A 14226-nucleotide genomic window follows, 5' to 3' on the forward strand; every position below is an offset into this window, starting at 1 on the left:
ACTGATCAGATCATGGGTGGCGCCAGATCACGGGTCGTGGGGTGAGAGGACGCAGAACTCGTTGCCCTCCGGGTCGGCGAGGACCACCCAGGGCTCCTCACCGGTCTGGCCGACGTCGACGCGGACGGCGCCGAGACGAAGCAGTCGCTCCACCTCGGCGTCGCGATCATTCGGTCGGAAGTCGAAGTGGAGTCGGTTCTTCACGGACTTCGTCTCATCGTCGCGTCCGAAGAGGATGCCCGGAAGTCTGTCCTTGGTCTCGCGGATCTCGAATTCTTCCGGATCATTGCCCACGACGACCCAATCGAGTGCCTCGGCCCACCAGCGGCCGAGGACCTGCGGGTCGTGGGCATCTACGACGGTCTGCTCCCATTCCAGTGCCATGAGTCAACGATAGTTTTCGCGCGAGCACTTGTGAACCGGGCCCAGGTGCCGAACGGGGTACTGCAGGTGTAGCGTTACGGCAAGGAACCATGCTCACGCACCACACTCGAGGAGGAGAGTCGTCCATGAGCTCGATCAGCCCGGAAGAGAAGCAGAGACTTCGCGATGACGATGCGAACTGGAAGCTCGGAGTCCTCTACTTCTGTCCCAAAGACCCAGCGTTCCTCGTGCCGAAGCGCGTCGGGATCGGCTGGGGATTCAACTACGGCAGCCCCTGGACCCTCGTATTCGTCCTCGCCGTCATCGCGATCATCGTCTGGGGCGTCGTCTTCTGAAGTGCCGAGGTGCTCAGGCGTTCACGCGCCGACGTCGTGGAGATGATGCTTGAGTTCGTGCAGTCCGTATCGGGTCAGTGAAGTGACCGTGAATTCGCGCCCGTCGGCGCGGTAGCCGACCCGATCCCACTGATCCCCGGAGACCTGCGACAGGCCGGCAGCGTAAGCCAGGGCTGCAGCTCTCAGTTCCACGGCCACCTCGGCGGGGTCCTGGTTCCGGTAGTCGGATTCGATGGCGACAGCATCACCGTCGAAGTTCGGCAGGGTCGGGGACTCCTGCGTGATGATCAGGTGCGTGCGCTCGCGGAAAAGGTCGAGGATGTCACGCACATGAGCGGCGTACTCGACGTCAGACCAACGGTCCGGTTGGGTGCGCTCGCGCGCATTCGGCCTGGTCAACACCTCGTTCCACGTTTCCGCCGAGGCTGTCGCGAAGTCGGGGACGCTCGTGACGTCCTCGTTTCCGGTGAACCCGCATTCGGGGCATCCGGCCTCGAGCACATCCGCCCAATCGCGTGTGTCCGGTTCGATCTCGTTCATGTTCCGCCCTTGTTCCCTCAGTTCGAATTCTTGCCGTCGAGCACGTGTTTGAGCACCGTCGCGTCGCTGATGTCGTCGCGCTTCGAGGCCGTGATGAGGGTCAGTTTGCCCTTCTTCGCGTACTCCTTGAGCTGCTTGAACGCCTCGGCATGGTCATCGTCTTTGAGCTCGTCACGGTAGCGCCGCGAGAACTCCTCGAACTTGTCGGGGTCGTGGGAGTACCACTTGCGCAGGTCGCTGGAGGGAGCGAGCTCTTTGAGCCAGTCGTCGAGCTCGGCCTTGTCCTTGCTCACTCCGCGCGGCCAGATGCGGTCGACGAGGATCCGAGTGCCGTCGTTCTGAGCCGGGTCGTCATAGGCCCGCCGAACCTGAACCTGATGCTTCTGCGTCATGCTCGACCTCCATGCTGTCGTCGGTGTCCCAGTTCCGTCGTCTGGTCCCATTACCGTCGTTCTGACCCCAGTGTAGGACAGACGAAGTGAACGGCAAGGACAACTTCCGCGGTTGTCGAAAACGGATATTTCCCGTTGTCAGACGGTTGCCGGCCGTTGTCAGAGGGGGTGTATACTGACCAGCCAAGCACCATTGCGATGATGCAGTGCACCTCGATGATCATTCGTGCGAACGAGGAGATGATGGCGTGACGGTACAGAACGTGGCACTTCCGAACGGGAGGACTCCGCAGCACGTCCTGGGTCCGCCTGCCCCCTCGGCGATCTTCCTCGTCGTCACCGTCCACCCGGGCGCGGAAGCTGAGGTCAAGGACTTCCTCGGCGATGTCAGCGGACTCGTGCGCACCGTCGGATTCCGCTCCCGCGAAGACCACCTGAGCTGTGTCACGGGCATCGGCGCCTTGCTGTGGGACCGCATGTACTCGATACCGCGGCCCGCTCAGCTCCACCCCTTCATCGAACAGCGCGGTGACACCCACACGGCACCTTCGACCCCGGGTGACATCCTCTTCCACATCCGCGCGCGACGCATCGACCTGTGCTTCGAACTCGCGCGGCTCATCATCGGAGAAATCGGCTCGTCTGTCGACGTCGTCGACGAAGTGCACGGATTCCGCTACTTCGACGAACGCGACATCTTGGGATTCGTCGACGGGACCGAGAATCCCGAAGATCAGGAGGCCATCGACTCGGCCTACGTCGGTCCCGAGGACCCCGACTGCGAAGGCGGCAGCTACGTCATCGTGCAGAAGTACACGCACGAGATGAAGGACTGGGAATCGCTGAGCGTCGAGGACCAAGAGGCGGCATTCGGTCGCCACAAGCTCTCCGACATGGAGTTCGACGACGATGACAAGGCCGCGAACTCCCATCTCATCCTCAACACCATCGAGGATGAGGACGGCACCGAACATAAGATCGTCCGCGACAACATGGTCTTCGGTTCCGTCGAGTCCGGCGAATACGGAACGTACTTCATCGGCTACGCCGGCGATCCCTCGGTGACCGAGCAGATGTTGGAGAACATGTTCATCGGAGATCCTCCCGGGACCTATGACCGCATCCTCGACTTCTCGACCGCGGAGACCGGCAATCTGTTCTACGTCCCAACCCAGGACTTCCTCGAGGATCCGGGCGAGGACGAGGATGCAGCCACGGACGACGACACTGGTCGCGCCGAGGTCCTCGCCGAGGATTCCACCGAACCCGCAGATCAGACAGCCGAAGAAGCCGCTCGGGATACATCCGACGGCAGCCTCGGAATAGGCAGTCTCAAAAGGAGTAGACAGTGAATAATCTCTATCGCGATCTCGCCCCAGTCACGGACTCCGCCTGGGCCGAGATCGAAGAGGAAGCCCGCCGCACCTTCAAACGCAACATCGCCGGCCGCCGCATCGTCGACGTCGAAGGCCCCACGGGCTTCGAGACCTCATCCGTGGGCACTGGTCACATCCGCACGCTCGGAAGCACGGGCGGCGACATCTCGATCAAGCAGCGCATCTCGCAGGAATTCATCGAGCTGCGAGTGCCGTTCACGGTCACCCGGCAGGCCATCGACGATGTCGAACGCGGGTCCGGCGATTCGGACTGGCAGCCGGTCAAGGATGCCGCCACCACGATCGCGATGGCCGAGGACAGCGCGATCCTCCACGGCCTCGACTCGGCCGGCATCGGCGGAATCGTGCCCGGCAGCTCGAATACCCCAGTGGCGATCCCTGATGCCGTCGAGGACTTCGCCGACTCCGTGGCCCAAGCGCTCAGCGGTCTGCGCAAGGCCGGAGTCGACGGCCCCTACAGTCTGCTGCTGTCCTCCGAGGAGTACACGAAGGTCTCCGAATCGACCGACCACGGCTACCCGGTCCGCGATCATCTGTCCCGCCTGCTCGGCGACGGAGAGATCATCTGGGCCCCGGCTCTCGAGGGCGCGCTTCTCGTTTCAGTGCGCGGCGGAGACTACGAACTGCACCTCGGCCAGGACCTCTCGATCGGCTATCACAGCCACAACGGCGACAGCGTCGAGCTCTACCTGCAGGAGACCTTCGGATTCCTCGCCCTGACGGACGAATCCAGTGTTCCCCTGCACCGCTGACCTCATCCTCAGCGGCAACAAGGACGGTCGATGAACGGCGCTCCGAGTGACGCCCCGCCCGGCGCTCCGAGTGTGAACAGGCTCGTGCCCGCGCCGCTGGAGACGGTCACGCTGCCTGAGGCCTTCGCCTTCCCGGAGGGTGTCGAACACTGGGTGCGCGCCGTGTTCGTGGCTTCGGTCGATGGCGCTGCCACCATCGCCGGTCACGCTGGTGGACTGGGCAATGACACGGACAAGTCGCTCTTCGCGCTCAATCGCGCGCTGGCCGACGTCATCCTCGTGGGCGCGGGCACGGCTCGGATCGAGGACTACGGCCCGGCCGAAGACGATCGGCAGTGGCGTCACCTGCGTCAGGGGCGAACCCCGACTGCGCCCATGGCTGTGGTCTCACACAGCCTGGACTTCGACTTCTCGTCCCCGCTGTTCACCGAGGCTCCCGACGATGCACGAACAATCGTCATCACGTGTGCCGATGCTCCCGCGCAAGCCCGTGCGCAGGCAGCTGAGGTCGCCGAGGTGGTCGTGGCCGGGCGCTCGACCGTGAACCTGAGCGCGGCGATCGCTGAGCTCGTCTCTCGCGGGCTGACGCGCATCGTCTGCGAAGGCGGACCCCGCCTGTTCACCGATCTGCTGAGAACCGGGGACGTCGACGAACTCAGCCTGACGAGGAGCCCCATGCTGGTGGCAGGGGATGGAACCAGCATTCTCCACGGTGCGCGGTTCGACCCGCCAGCCGACCTTTCCCTGGCGTCCCTTTACGGCACCGACGACGGCTATCTCTACCTGCTCTACCGCCGCACAGGCTGACTCGCCGCGCTCACCGGACTGCGGACGTACCCACTCGCTTCCGCGCGCTCTCGCTGAGGTTGTTCATGACAACCGTACGCACCTGCTGGGCGATGTACTCCTCGAGACTGACCTCCCGCTGCTGGAAGTACCAGTGCTTGAGTGCCCACATGTGCGCCATCGTCATGAGGTCGTGGCCGAGGGTATTCGCATCGACGTTATGGAGATCGTCTTGTGCCGCTGCCTCGGAGACGACATCGATGAGTGGCTGCAGGGTTGCGAGTTCCTGAGTCTGGATGGACTCGAGGCCGTCACGCGAGAGTGACCGTGAGACCTGGTAGGTCAGCACAACCGCCTGCCGATGCTCGTCGACGACCTGGCAGAACTCCGTGAAGGCCGCGATGATGCGGTCGACGGGGTCGTCGGCCTTCTCAATGGCCGCCGGCACGCGGATGCGGAAGTCCTCGAGCACCCGCGTGATTGCGGCGAGGACGATCTGCTCCTTGTCCGAAAAGTACTTGTAGAGCAGACCGACGCTGACCCCGGTCGACTTCGCGATCGCCTGCATGGACACGGAATGCGCGCCCTTCTTCTGCATCAGGCCGATAGCGGCGTCGACGATCTGCCGTTCACGGAACTCGGCTCGAGCACCGCGAACGATGGCATTGAGATCTTCGGTCTCACTTGTCATGCTTCACAACCACTTCCTCGCGCAGTTTGAACTTCTGAATCTTACCGCTCGGAGTGCGCGGGAACTCGTCGAGGATCTGAAGAACCTCGGGCCAGTAGTGCTTCGTGACCCCCTTCGAGGCGAAGAATTCACGCAGATCGTCCATTGTGAAGGACTCTCCTTCGCGCAGGGAGACCACGGCACAGGCGATCTCCTGCAGGCGCGGATGAGGCACGGCGACGAGAGCGACCTGGGTGATCGCCGGGTGCTCGTAGAGGATGTTCTCGACGTAGGCGACGGGAATATTCTCCCCACCACGAATGATGATGTCCTTGGAGCGTCCGCCGATCTTGATGAAGCCCTCGGCGTCCATCTCGGCGATATCGCCGGTGTCCAGCCAGTCCCCGTCGAACGCGCCTTCGGTGAGCTTCGGCTCCAACAGGTAACCGACGAACAGGAATGGGCCTTTGACCTGGACCTTTCCCTCACTTCCTGCAGGTACCGGCTCGCCGAGAGGATCGACGACCCGCAGCTGCATGTCGCCGAGGGCACGTCCGTCCGTGCTGGCGACCTTCTCCTCTGAGTCACCGGGAGCGGTCATGGTGACGAGGCCGCACTCGGTCTGACCCCAGCCGCCGAAGACGTTGAGCTCGGGCAGCAGTTCCTTCGACTCGCGGATCATGACACGAGGGATCGGTGCACCCATGCAGCAGAAGTGCCGGAGGCTGGACAGGTCATGGCTCGTCGTCTTCGCCACCTCGATGAGGTCGTGGAGGAACGGTGTGGCTCCCGAGGTGTGTTCGACCTTGAATTCGTCGATGAGACGGGCAAACTCCTCACCGTTCCAGACATCCTGGAAGACCCCGGTTCCGCCGATGAGCAGGGGCAGGCACACTCCGTACATGAACCCGGTGAGATGGCCGAACGTCGAGGCCATGTGAATGACCGAGCCGGCTCCAAGCCCTAGGTGGTCCGGCCAGGGCAGGGCAGCCGCCAGCACGGAGTTGTGGGTGTGCATGACGCCCTTCGGGTCGCCGGTGGTTCCCGATGTGAAGAGGATGAGACCGACGTCGTTGGGGTCGGGTCGACGCGCTTCCCAATCGACGCCGGCAGCGGAAGCGCTGTTGCCGCGGCCGAGGAAGTCCGACCACCGTTCGAATCCCTCACGTGGGGCGAAGTCGGTTTCCCCAGGCGTGCTGAGCACGACCGTGTGGCGCAGATCTGGGAGCTGGGCCCGCAGCCGGTCGACCATCTCCGTGTAGTCGAACTTCCGAAACGTGTGCGGGACGAAGAGCACGGACACTCCCGATTTCTTCGCCATGTAGCCGATTTCGCGGTCGCGGTAGATCGGGATGAGGCCGTTGCTCACAGCCCCTGCCCGGATCGCGCCGAGGTGGATGACCAGCCACTCGTACCAATTGGGCAGTTGGATGCCGACAACGTCGCCGGGCTCCACACCGAGGTCGACCAGGGCGCGGGCGCACCGCTGAGAGTCCTCGGCCAGCTGCCGATAGGTGTGGGACCCGTAGGGGTCACGTGAGGCTATCGCATTCGGAGTCTCCGCCGTCCAATGATCGAGGTGGTCGAGCAGTGTTCTGTTCTTCCATGCACCGGTCGAGGTGTGGTCCGCGATGAGGGATTCGGTGAGGATCGTGTCGAATCGAGTGGGCATGTCAGGGCTCCTTTGCGCTGTGTGCGTGCCGTTGATTGCTGATCGTGCGGGTGGACTGTTCGGTTGATCGGGGTGGGGACTGAACGGGGTGGGTGGGTCAGGCCATGGTGAGTCCGCCGGAGACGGACAGGGTCTGACCGGTGACGTAGGCCGATTCGGGCTGGGCGAAGAAGGAGACCGCGTTGGCCAGATCGTCGGGGTGGGCGAGGCGACGCATCGGAATCGCCTTCTCCAGCGCGGTGCGCAGCTTCGGGTTGTCAGCCGAGATCTCCGCGAACAGCGGGGTGTCGGCAGGGCCGGGGCAAACGCAGTTTGCGGTGATGTTGTGTCGGGCAACCTCGCGGGCGAAGGTCTTCGTGAACGAGATGATGCCGCCCTTGGCCGCGGAGTACACGGCTTCACCGCTGGAACCGACGCGACCGGCGTCGGAGCCGATGCTGATGATTGCACCGGATTCAGCGGCGATCATGTGACTGGCGACCGACTGGGTGCAGTTGAGGGTCCCGATCAAGTTGATCGCGATGACGCGGTCCCAGGTGTCGGCAGTCGATTCCATGAAGGGTTCGACCTTGTCCCAGCCGGCGTTGTTGACGAGGACGTCGATGCGTCCGAATTCTTCGATCGTTCGCGCGGTCATGGCATCGACCTTGGCCCGGTCGGTGACATCGACGGCGATGCCGATCGATCCGTTGCCCAGCGCCGAGGCGGTCTCCTGGGACTTCTTCTCGTCGAGGTCGGCGACGACGACGGTGGCTCCGTCTGCGGCCAGGCGGGTCGCGATGCCCTTGCCGATTCCGGAGGCGGCGCCGGTGACGATGATGATGCGGTTGTCGAGTGCAGACATGATGTGGTCCTTTCGGAAGGTGTCTTGGTCGGATGAGTGGCTGTGATGGTGTTTCAGGGGGCGTAGGCGCGTCCGGCTGATTCTCTGGCGATGACGAGCTTCATGATCTGCGCGGTTCCGTCCCCGATCTGCATGCCCAGGACGTCGCGGAGGCGTTTCTCCACGTCACGGTCCTGTTTGTAGCCGTTCTGACCGTGGAGCAGAAGACACTGGTGGATGGCGTGATAGGACTCGAGTGGAGCCCACCATTTGCACATTGCCGCCTGCGAAGTGTGAGGTAGACCCTCGTCGCCGAGCCACAGCGTATTCAGACACAGCAGCCTTGCGGCGGCCATCTTCGTCTCCGCCTCCGCGAGGGGGAATGAGACGCCTTGGAACTTCGACAGCGGCTGGTCGAAAGCCTCGCGTTCCCGCACGTACCCCCACGTGTCTTCGATCGCTCGGGTGGCGCTGCCTGTGCACTGGAGTCCGATGAGGGCACGGGAGAAGTCGAATCCCTGCATGACCTGGGAGAATGCTGTTCCTTCGGCGCCGAGGAGGTGATTGCCCGGGACCCTGACATCGGTGAAGTCGACGGAACCGCGAGCCACCGCGGCCTGCCCCATATCGGCGATCGCAGTGAGGGTCACTCCGGGGGCATCGAGGTCGACGAGGAAGGCGGAGATGCCCTTGCCTCGCTTCGCATCAGGATCGGTGCGGGCGAAGATGACCGTGGCCGTCGAGGTCATGGCCAGTGACATGGACTTTGTGCCGTTGATGATCCAATCGTCGCCATCGCGCGTGGCGGTGGTCTGGGGATTGCCTGCATCGGAGCCGGCGTCGGGTTCCGAGAGCCCGATTGCCACTGTCTCGGCACCCGAGGTGATGAGTCGGCAATAGTGCTCGGCAACTTCAGCGCTGGCATTGCGGGCGATGACTTGACCCATCAGCGAGCCCACCACCTGCAGATATGCCACGTTGAGATCGCCCCGAGCGATCGCCTCGGTGACCAGTCCTGCGCTCACCTTCGTTTGGCCCTGCCCGCCGAGGTGGGTCGAGAGTTCGGGTGCGATGAGTCCGGCGCGACCCATCTCCTGGGTCAGCTCGGCTCCGATCGACCCAGCGGCCTCCCGGTCACGCGCCTCGGATATGAGGCGGTCCTCGAACGTCGCTGCTGTGTCGAGCAGTCCCTGTGTCTCTGGGGTGATTGCGAAGTCCACTGTGATCCTCTGTTCTGGTGGGCTGGTTCAGTACGCATTGTCGAAGCTGCTGAAGTCCGGGTCGCGCTTCTCGGCGAAGGCGGCCGCGCCCTCATGCGATTCCGGTGAGTGCGCGTAGAGGTCGAGTGCGCTCATAGCCAGGTTGGTGAACCCGGTCTGCATCTCGCTGTCGGCATTGAACGACTGCTTGAGGAAGCGCAGCGCTGTGGGTGCCTTGAGTCCCAGTGCTCGGGCCCGTTCCTTGGCCCGTGGCATGAGTTCCTCGGCCTCGACGACTTCATTGGCCAGTCCCCAGTTCTCGGCCTTCTGGGCGTCGATGAGCTCGCAGAAATACCACATCTCGCGAGCCCGCTTCTCGCCGACGACCCGTGCAAGGAAGGCCGTCCCATATCCGGCGTCGAAGGATCCGACCTTCGGCCCGGCCTGTCCGAAGCGAGCATGCGTGGCCGCGATCGTGATGTCGCAGAGGGTGTTGAGGACGTTGCCTCCGCCGATGGCTACACCGTTGACTGCGGCGATGATGGGCTTCGGCACCGATCGCATGGTCTTGTGCAGCTCCGAGATGCGGAACATGCCGTACCGGCTGGGACCGTAGTCTCCGGTCTTCGCCTTCTGTTTGACGTCGCCGCCGGCGCAGAACGCCTTCTGCCCCGAACCGGTGAGGATGATCGAGCGGACGCGATTGTCACCCCAGGCCAGTGTCAGCGCCTCGATGAGTTCGTCGACGGTCTGTGAGCGGAAGGAGTTGAACGAGTCGGGACGGTTGATGGTGATGACCGCGAAGGAGTCTTCGACCTCGTAGAGGATGTCGTCGAACTCCGGTGTGGTGGCCGCGGATTCGTGTGTACCTTGCATCTTTGCCTCCTCGATCGGCTTCTCTCTAGGGGCGAAGGGTCTTCGCTCAGAGGGAAATGAATCTATGTTCACAACTAGTGAACATCAATTCATTAGTGAGGTCAAGGCCCGAGTCGGCAGGAAAGTTCCGCGCGTTGACGGTAAGAGGCGGCCTCAAGTGTGAGAATGAGATGGTCTCAGGTGTAAGAATGTGAGCACAGACCCGAGTCCGGGGCCCCGGCAGCAGGATCAGGGTCCACCGAGCCACCACCGAAGAGGTGGTGCCCATACACTCCCGACAGGACGATGATGACCCCCTCAGTGCACACCAGACCGCAGCCCGCCGCGGGCGCGGAGATCGGCTCGCTCATCGGTGGAGCCTTCGGACTCGTCTTCCTCATTGTCAACAGCACAGGCTTCTCAACCCTGGGTCGGGCCTTGGTGCTCATCGTGGGCATCGCAGCCTTCGCCGCTATCGCGTTTCTCGCGCTTCGCGGGTTGGGGCGGATGAAGCGTCCTCGGGCGCAGACTGCAGACTCGCAGCTGCGCACGACCGGCCCCTTCGGGCGCAGTTACTGGATCATTGTCGCGATCGAGGCAGTCGCACTCTTCGGGGGCAGTCGTCTGCTCAGCGGTATGGGTCATCCCGAACTCGGTGTGGCCTGGGTGTCATTCGTCGTCGGAACGCACTTCTACGCCCTCGGCTATGTCTTCAAGCTCGGGCGCTTCCACATTCTCGCCACGGTCGTCACGGCGTGCGGCATCGCCGGTTTCATCGCCTTCTTCGCCGGTGCTCCCGAATTCATCCCCGTCTTAGGCGGGATCATCCCCGGTTTTGTGCTCCTCGCCTTCGGCCTGTGGGCGCTCGTGCCGCTCGAAAGTCGCTGAGGAACTCTCAGTGTGCTCTCGGAGCCCAGAAGCACACCAAAAGTCCCTCCATGCGCCGGTCCCAAGTTCGAACCCGGCTGATTGACCCCGGGCTCTACTCCGACGGAGCTCCTGGAGCCTGGGGCTTCGGGGATGTTTGCACGCGCGGGGCCGGGAAGTCCGGGGGCGTGGCCGCAGGGGTCTTCTCCAGGCCGGAGAGCACCTCGGCGATGGCGCGGTCGAGCTGCAGATCGTCCTCACTGAACAGCTGTGAGGGATCATGCTCGACCTCGATATCAGGCTCGACACCGTAGTTCTCCACGTCCCAGCCCTTGCCCTCAAGCCAGAAGGCGTAGCGCGGCTGAGTCACACCGGTGCCGTCGACCAGGTCGTAGCGGCCATCGATGCCGACGACTCCGCCCCAGGTGCGCACACCGATGACGGGGCCCAAGCCCTTCGCCTGAGCACGGGCATTGATGATGTCACCATCGGAGCCCGAGAACTCATTGGCGACGAAGGCCACTGGCCCTCGGCGTGCGTCTTCGGGATCGGCGATCATGGCGTCGTAGTTGCGCACGGCGTTCCAGGCGATGACACGATCGGCGAAGCGCTCGGCCACCAGGGCGCTGGTGTGACCGCCGCGGTTGAACCGGACATCGACGATGACGCCGTCGGCCGACATCGCCTGTCTGAGGTCGCGATGCAGCTGTGCCCAACCGTTGGGCATCATGTCCGGGACGTGCACATAGCCGACGCGTCCCTCGGACTTCGACCTCACATACTCTCGCCTCGATCGCACCCAGTCCTGGTACCGCAGCTTCTCCTCGCTGGTCAGCGGCACGATCGCGACCACGCGGTCCTTGCGGCCACGGCGCAGTGTGAGTTCGACGATCCTGTTGCCGGCACCCTGCAGGTGGGCGGCAGGCCCGCGTACCTCATCGACCCGTTGACCATCGACAGCCAGGATGATGTCGCCCTCCTGAGCCCCGACACCTGCCTGACGCAATGGCGACCTGGCCGCGGGTTCACTGCTCTCACCAGGCAGAATTCGTGCGATCTGCCAACCGTTCGGTGTCCGTTCCAGGTCGGCGCCGAGGAAGCCGAGTCGCTTCGACGGGTTGCCCAAGCCAGTCGAGGGAGTGACATAGGCATGAGAGGTGTTGAGTTCCCCGACCGTCTCCCACAGCACATCGACGAGATCATCATGGGTCAGTGCCCTCGCGGCGACTCGGCGCCACCGCAGGGTGACTCCCTCCCAGTTCACACCGTTCATGTCTGCACGCCAATAGTGATCGCGCATGATCCGCGAGTTCTCTTCGAACATCTGCAGCCACTCGGCACGCAGGTCGAGCTCGAAACGCAGCCGAGAGAGATCCACCGAGACGCACTCGTCATCGTCGTCTTCGACCTTGCGGTTGCTCGGACGCACAGTCACATCGCCGTCATCGTAGACAACCATGAGCTTGCCGTCCCCGCTCACCCAATAGGCATCCGCCTTATCGACGATGGTGACGAGTTTGCGCTTGGCGAAGTCGAAGTACTGGATCGACTCCGTCGGAGGGGCATCAAGGTCGGTGCCGAGCACACCGTCCTCCGATTCCCCGGCACGGATCCACAGGACACCGCCGACTGCCGACTCAAGCTTCCGGAAGACACCAGCAGAGACGGGGAGCGCGAGGATCCGCTCCTCGGCACCCTCGACATCCAGCTCGACGCTGGTGACCTTGGACTTCTCCGCCTTGGTCTTCTCTGCCTTCGAGGCCTCATCGGTCAGCTCGCTGATCGCCCACCCGCTCGAGGTCGGTCCGAACGGAGCCGGCTCAGTGGCGCTCAAGGGCAGCAGCCACGGCCTGGTCACACCGTTGAACGACAGATCGAAGGAGTGCTGATTATAGGCAGGATCGAAGGTCCGGTCAGACAGGAACACAATGTACTTGCCGTCGGCGGAGAACGTGGGGGAGTAGTCGTTGTACTTCCCACTGGTCAGCGCCAGCGCCTCACGGTCTGATTTGGTGTCGACGAGCATGAGCTGCGCCAACTGCTCCTCACCCTGAGTGGGCTGTGACCAGATGAGATACCGCCCGTCGGGCGAGAACTCAGGCGATCTGGCCTCACCGAAGCCGGAACGCCCGACCAATCTGGTCTTGCCGTTTCCGACCTCGACAAGACGAACGCTTCCGTCGTGGGAGATCGTGGCCAAGGTCTTCCCGGACGGATCGGAGGTCATGTGCAGAACCCGTCCGAGAGCGCCGGCTCCGATTCGCCGTTCCGTCGCCGTCGCCGAGGTGGCGCGAACTTCGATGGCATCCTCACCTTCGACATCGGTGATGTAGGCCGCCTGCCCGGTCTGTCCGAGCACCACCGGGAGGCGTGTGCGGATCGAAGAGTCCGCGCACAATGCTCGTGCGGGGCCCTCACGATGAGCCAACCAGAAGGTCTTTCCTCGCCATTCGATGAGGGAGGCATTGCCCTCGTGATCTGGGGCGATGGCGCCGATCCTGGACTTCGAGTCGAGGTTGAGCGGCTGCACCTGGGTGCCCGGAAGCTGGACTGCAAGGGTCCGGATGGCGGCATCGAGGCTGTCGAGGATGCGGATCTCGCCGCGGCTGTGCCACACGATGCGCGTCCCGTCGGTCGTCGCATTGCGCACGTACCCTTCGGCCTCCGTCTGGAACGTCAGCTGTCGAGGTTCACCCGGCTCTCCACCGCTGCGAGTGGCCAGACCGTCCCAGATCCAGAGGTTGGCCTGTTCGTTGGCATGATGGGGAAAGCTCGCGGCCTTGTCAGAGGTGATGACCAGTGAGTCGCCGACCCACAGCGGGTCGGTCAGCGACGCCTCTTCTTCACGCAGCAGCCGCTGCCACTGGACTCCGCTGCCCGAGGCATCTGCGCTGCGATCAAGCCAGAGCCGGGGCGCGGTTCCCCCTCGGTAGCGCTTCCAGTGCGCGGGTTCACGACTGTAGGGAGTGGCCAGTGCCGTCACCGACGAGTGATGGCGGGCCATTCCCGAGGCACGACCCCAGGACAGGCGCTCGACGCTGCCGTCGATTCCCACAGACCTCACGACGTGATTGCGTGACTCGAACTCGCCGGCATTGGAACCGATGAGGACGTGCTCATCGTCGGCCCAACCGAGCATCGTCATCGCCGTCGACCCCTGCCAGGTGAGCCGGTGCAGAGAACCGGAAGCCACCTCGGCGAGCATGAGCTCAGGGTGGCCGTCGCGGTGTGAGACATAAGCGATACGGGACCCATCAGGGGAGAACCTCGGGCTGCGCGCGGGAGCATGATCCGAGGTCAGACGCCAAGCACGCCCTCCCTCGGCGGCGACGAGCCACACGTCATCGTCGGCAACGAAGGTGATGAGATCACCGTGGATGTGCGGATACCGGAGATAAGTGTTGGAATTCACGTGACCCACATTACAAGCATGCACGGACACGGAGCCGTGAAGGACGAGGATGCCCAGCCAACTTGCACGCTCGGCGAGTCCTCGTCGGCACGGGCACCCGGGCACGGTGCGGCGAGGTGACGCGGCCCATGCGGCGCGGTCG

General features: G+C 63.6%; 14 protein-coding genes. 5 read left to right on the forward strand and 9 right to left on the reverse strand.

Annotation, left to right across the window (positions count from 1 at the left end; translation table 11 throughout):
• Positions 1–27: 27 nt before the first annotated feature.
• A complete protein-coding gene (locus tag CXR25_RS00100; RefSeq protein WP_101598034.1) occupies positions 28–384 on the reverse strand; it encodes a VOC family protein in 357 nt (118 codons plus the stop codon).
• Between the two features lie 125 nt (positions 385–509).
• Between CXR25_RS00100 and CXR25_RS00105 the strand changes: the two genes are divergently transcribed.
• Complete coding sequence (locus CXR25_RS00105) at positions 510–719, forward strand: DUF5808 domain-containing protein (protein ID WP_009884816.1); 210 nt, start codon at positions 510–512, stop codon at positions 717–719.
• A 21-nt stretch (positions 720–740) separates the two neighbouring features.
• Here the strand turns inward: CXR25_RS00105 and CXR25_RS00110 are convergent, their stop codons facing one another.
• Positions 741–1259 (reverse strand): DinB family protein, encoded by a 519-nt coding sequence (locus CXR25_RS00110; RefSeq protein WP_009884817.1) that lies wholly within the window; start codon positions 1257–1259, stop codon positions 741–743.
• A gap of 17 nt (positions 1260–1276) precedes the next feature.
• Positions 1277–1651 carry a DUF488 domain-containing protein gene (locus tag CXR25_RS00115; RefSeq protein WP_009884818.1) on the reverse strand — a complete coding sequence of 125 codons (375 nt, stop codon included), beginning with the start codon at positions 1649–1651 and terminating at the stop codon, positions 1277–1279.
• A gap of 248 nt (positions 1652–1899) precedes the next feature.
• On the opposite strand from CXR25_RS00115, the gene CXR25_RS00120 reads away from it, so the two are divergent.
• From CXR25_RS00120 to CXR25_RS00130, 3 genes are read left to right on the forward strand one after another with little or no spacing between them, the layout of a single operon-like run.
• The gene (locus tag CXR25_RS00120) at positions 1900–3003 is read left to right on the forward strand and encodes a Dyp-type peroxidase (protein WP_069601202.1); all 1104 of its coding nucleotides are present in this window, start codon (positions 1900–1902) and stop codon (positions 3001–3003) included.
• Positions 3000–3800 (forward strand): family 1 encapsulin nanocompartment shell protein, encoded by an 801-nt coding sequence (locus CXR25_RS00125; RefSeq protein WP_009884820.1) that lies wholly within the window; start codon positions 3000–3002, stop codon positions 3798–3800. Before CXR25_RS00120 ends, CXR25_RS00125 begins: the two co-directional genes overlap by 4 nt.
• A gap of 30 nt (positions 3801–3830) precedes the next feature.
• The gene (locus tag CXR25_RS00130; RefSeq protein WP_069599118.1) at positions 3831–4607 is read left to right on the forward strand and encodes a pyrimidine reductase family protein; all 777 of its coding nucleotides are present in this window, start codon (positions 3831–3833) and stop codon (positions 4605–4607) included.
• 10 nt (positions 4608–4617) lie between these two features.
• On the opposite strand, the gene CXR25_RS00135 is transcribed toward CXR25_RS00130, so the two are convergent.
• From CXR25_RS00135 to CXR25_RS00155, 5 genes are all read right to left on the reverse strand, one after another.
• Positions 4618–5277, reverse strand: coding sequence for a TetR/AcrR family transcriptional regulator (locus tag CXR25_RS00135; protein WP_096177550.1), 660 nt, complete (start codon positions 5275–5277; stop codon positions 4618–4620).
• Positions 5267–6928, reverse strand: a complete 1662-nt coding sequence (locus CXR25_RS00140; protein WP_096160124.1) for an AMP-binding protein — start codon at positions 6926–6928, stop codon at positions 5267–5269. Before CXR25_RS00140 ends, CXR25_RS00135 begins: the two co-directional genes overlap by 11 nt.
• Positions 6929–7025: 97 nt before the next feature.
• Positions 7026–7772 (reverse strand): SDR family NAD(P)-dependent oxidoreductase, encoded by a 747-nt coding sequence (locus CXR25_RS00145; protein ID WP_096160123.1) that lies wholly within the window; start codon positions 7770–7772, stop codon positions 7026–7028.
• A gap of 53 nt (positions 7773–7825) precedes the next feature.
• Positions 7826–8971: an acyl-CoA dehydrogenase family protein gene (locus CXR25_RS00150; RefSeq protein ID WP_096168395.1), complete on the reverse strand. Its 1146-nt coding sequence runs from the start codon at positions 8969–8971 to the stop codon at positions 7826–7828.
• A 27-nt stretch (positions 8972–8998) separates the two neighbouring features.
• Positions 8999–9826, reverse strand: a complete 828-nt coding sequence (locus tag CXR25_RS00155; protein WP_096160121.1) for an enoyl-CoA hydratase-related protein — start codon at positions 9824–9826, stop codon at positions 8999–9001.
• Between the two features lie 285 nt (positions 9827–10111).
• Between CXR25_RS00155 and CXR25_RS00160 the strand changes: the two genes are divergently transcribed.
• Positions 10112–10693, forward strand: coding sequence for a hypothetical protein (locus CXR25_RS00160; RefSeq protein ID WP_240518423.1), 582 nt, complete (start codon positions 10112–10114; stop codon positions 10691–10693).
• Between the two features lie 94 nt (positions 10694–10787).
• On the opposite strand, the gene CXR25_RS00165 is transcribed toward CXR25_RS00160, so the two are convergent.
• Positions 10788–14084: a S41 family peptidase gene (locus CXR25_RS00165; protein ID WP_101598031.1), complete on the reverse strand. Its 3297-nt coding sequence runs from the start codon at positions 14082–14084 to the stop codon at positions 10788–10790.
• Positions 14085–14226 lie beyond the last annotated feature (142 nt).

Origin of the sequence: Brevibacterium aurantiacum (genome assembly GCF_003932995.1) — a bacterium.
In the GTDB taxonomy this organism is placed as follows: Bacteria; Actinomycetota; Actinomycetes; order Actinomycetales; family Brevibacteriaceae; genus Brevibacterium; species Brevibacterium aurantiacum.

Coding starts and splice junctions, on each gene's coding strand:
- CXR25_RS00110 (WP_009884817.1), bottom strand. CDS start 1,259: ATGAACGAGATCGAACCGGACACACGCGATTGGGCGGATGTGCTCGAG.
- CXR25_RS00140 (WP_096160124.1), bottom strand. CDS start 6,928: ATGCCCACTCGATTCGACACGATCCTCACCGAATCCCTCATCGCGGAC.
- CXR25_RS00105 (WP_009884816.1), top strand. CDS start 510: ATGAGCTCGATCAGCCCGGAAGAGAAGCAGAGACTTCGCGATGACGAT.
- CXR25_RS00155 (WP_096160121.1), bottom strand. CDS start 9,826: ATGCAAGGTACACACGAATCCGCGGCCACCACACCGGAGTTCGACGAC.
- CXR25_RS00160 (WP_240518423.1), top strand. CDS start 10,112: ATGATGACCCCCTCAGTGCACACCAGACCGCAGCCCGCCGCGGGCGCG.
- CXR25_RS00115 (WP_009884818.1), bottom strand. CDS start 1,651: ATGACGCAGAAGCATCAGGTTCAGGTTCGGCGGGCCTATGACGACCCG.
- CXR25_RS00100 (WP_101598034.1), bottom strand. CDS start 384: ATGGCACTGGAATGGGAGCAGACCGTCGTAGATGCCCACGACCCGCAG.
- CXR25_RS00145 (WP_096160123.1), bottom strand. CDS start 7,772: ATGTCTGCACTCGACAACCGCATCATCATCGTCACCGGCGCCGCCTCC.
- CXR25_RS00130 (WP_069599118.1), top strand. CDS start 3,831: ATGAACGGCGCTCCGAGTGACGCCCCGCCCGGCGCTCCGAGTGTGAAC.
- CXR25_RS00135 (WP_096177550.1), bottom strand. CDS start 5,277: ATGACAAGTGAGACCGAAGATCTCAATGCCATCGTTCGCGGTGCTCGA.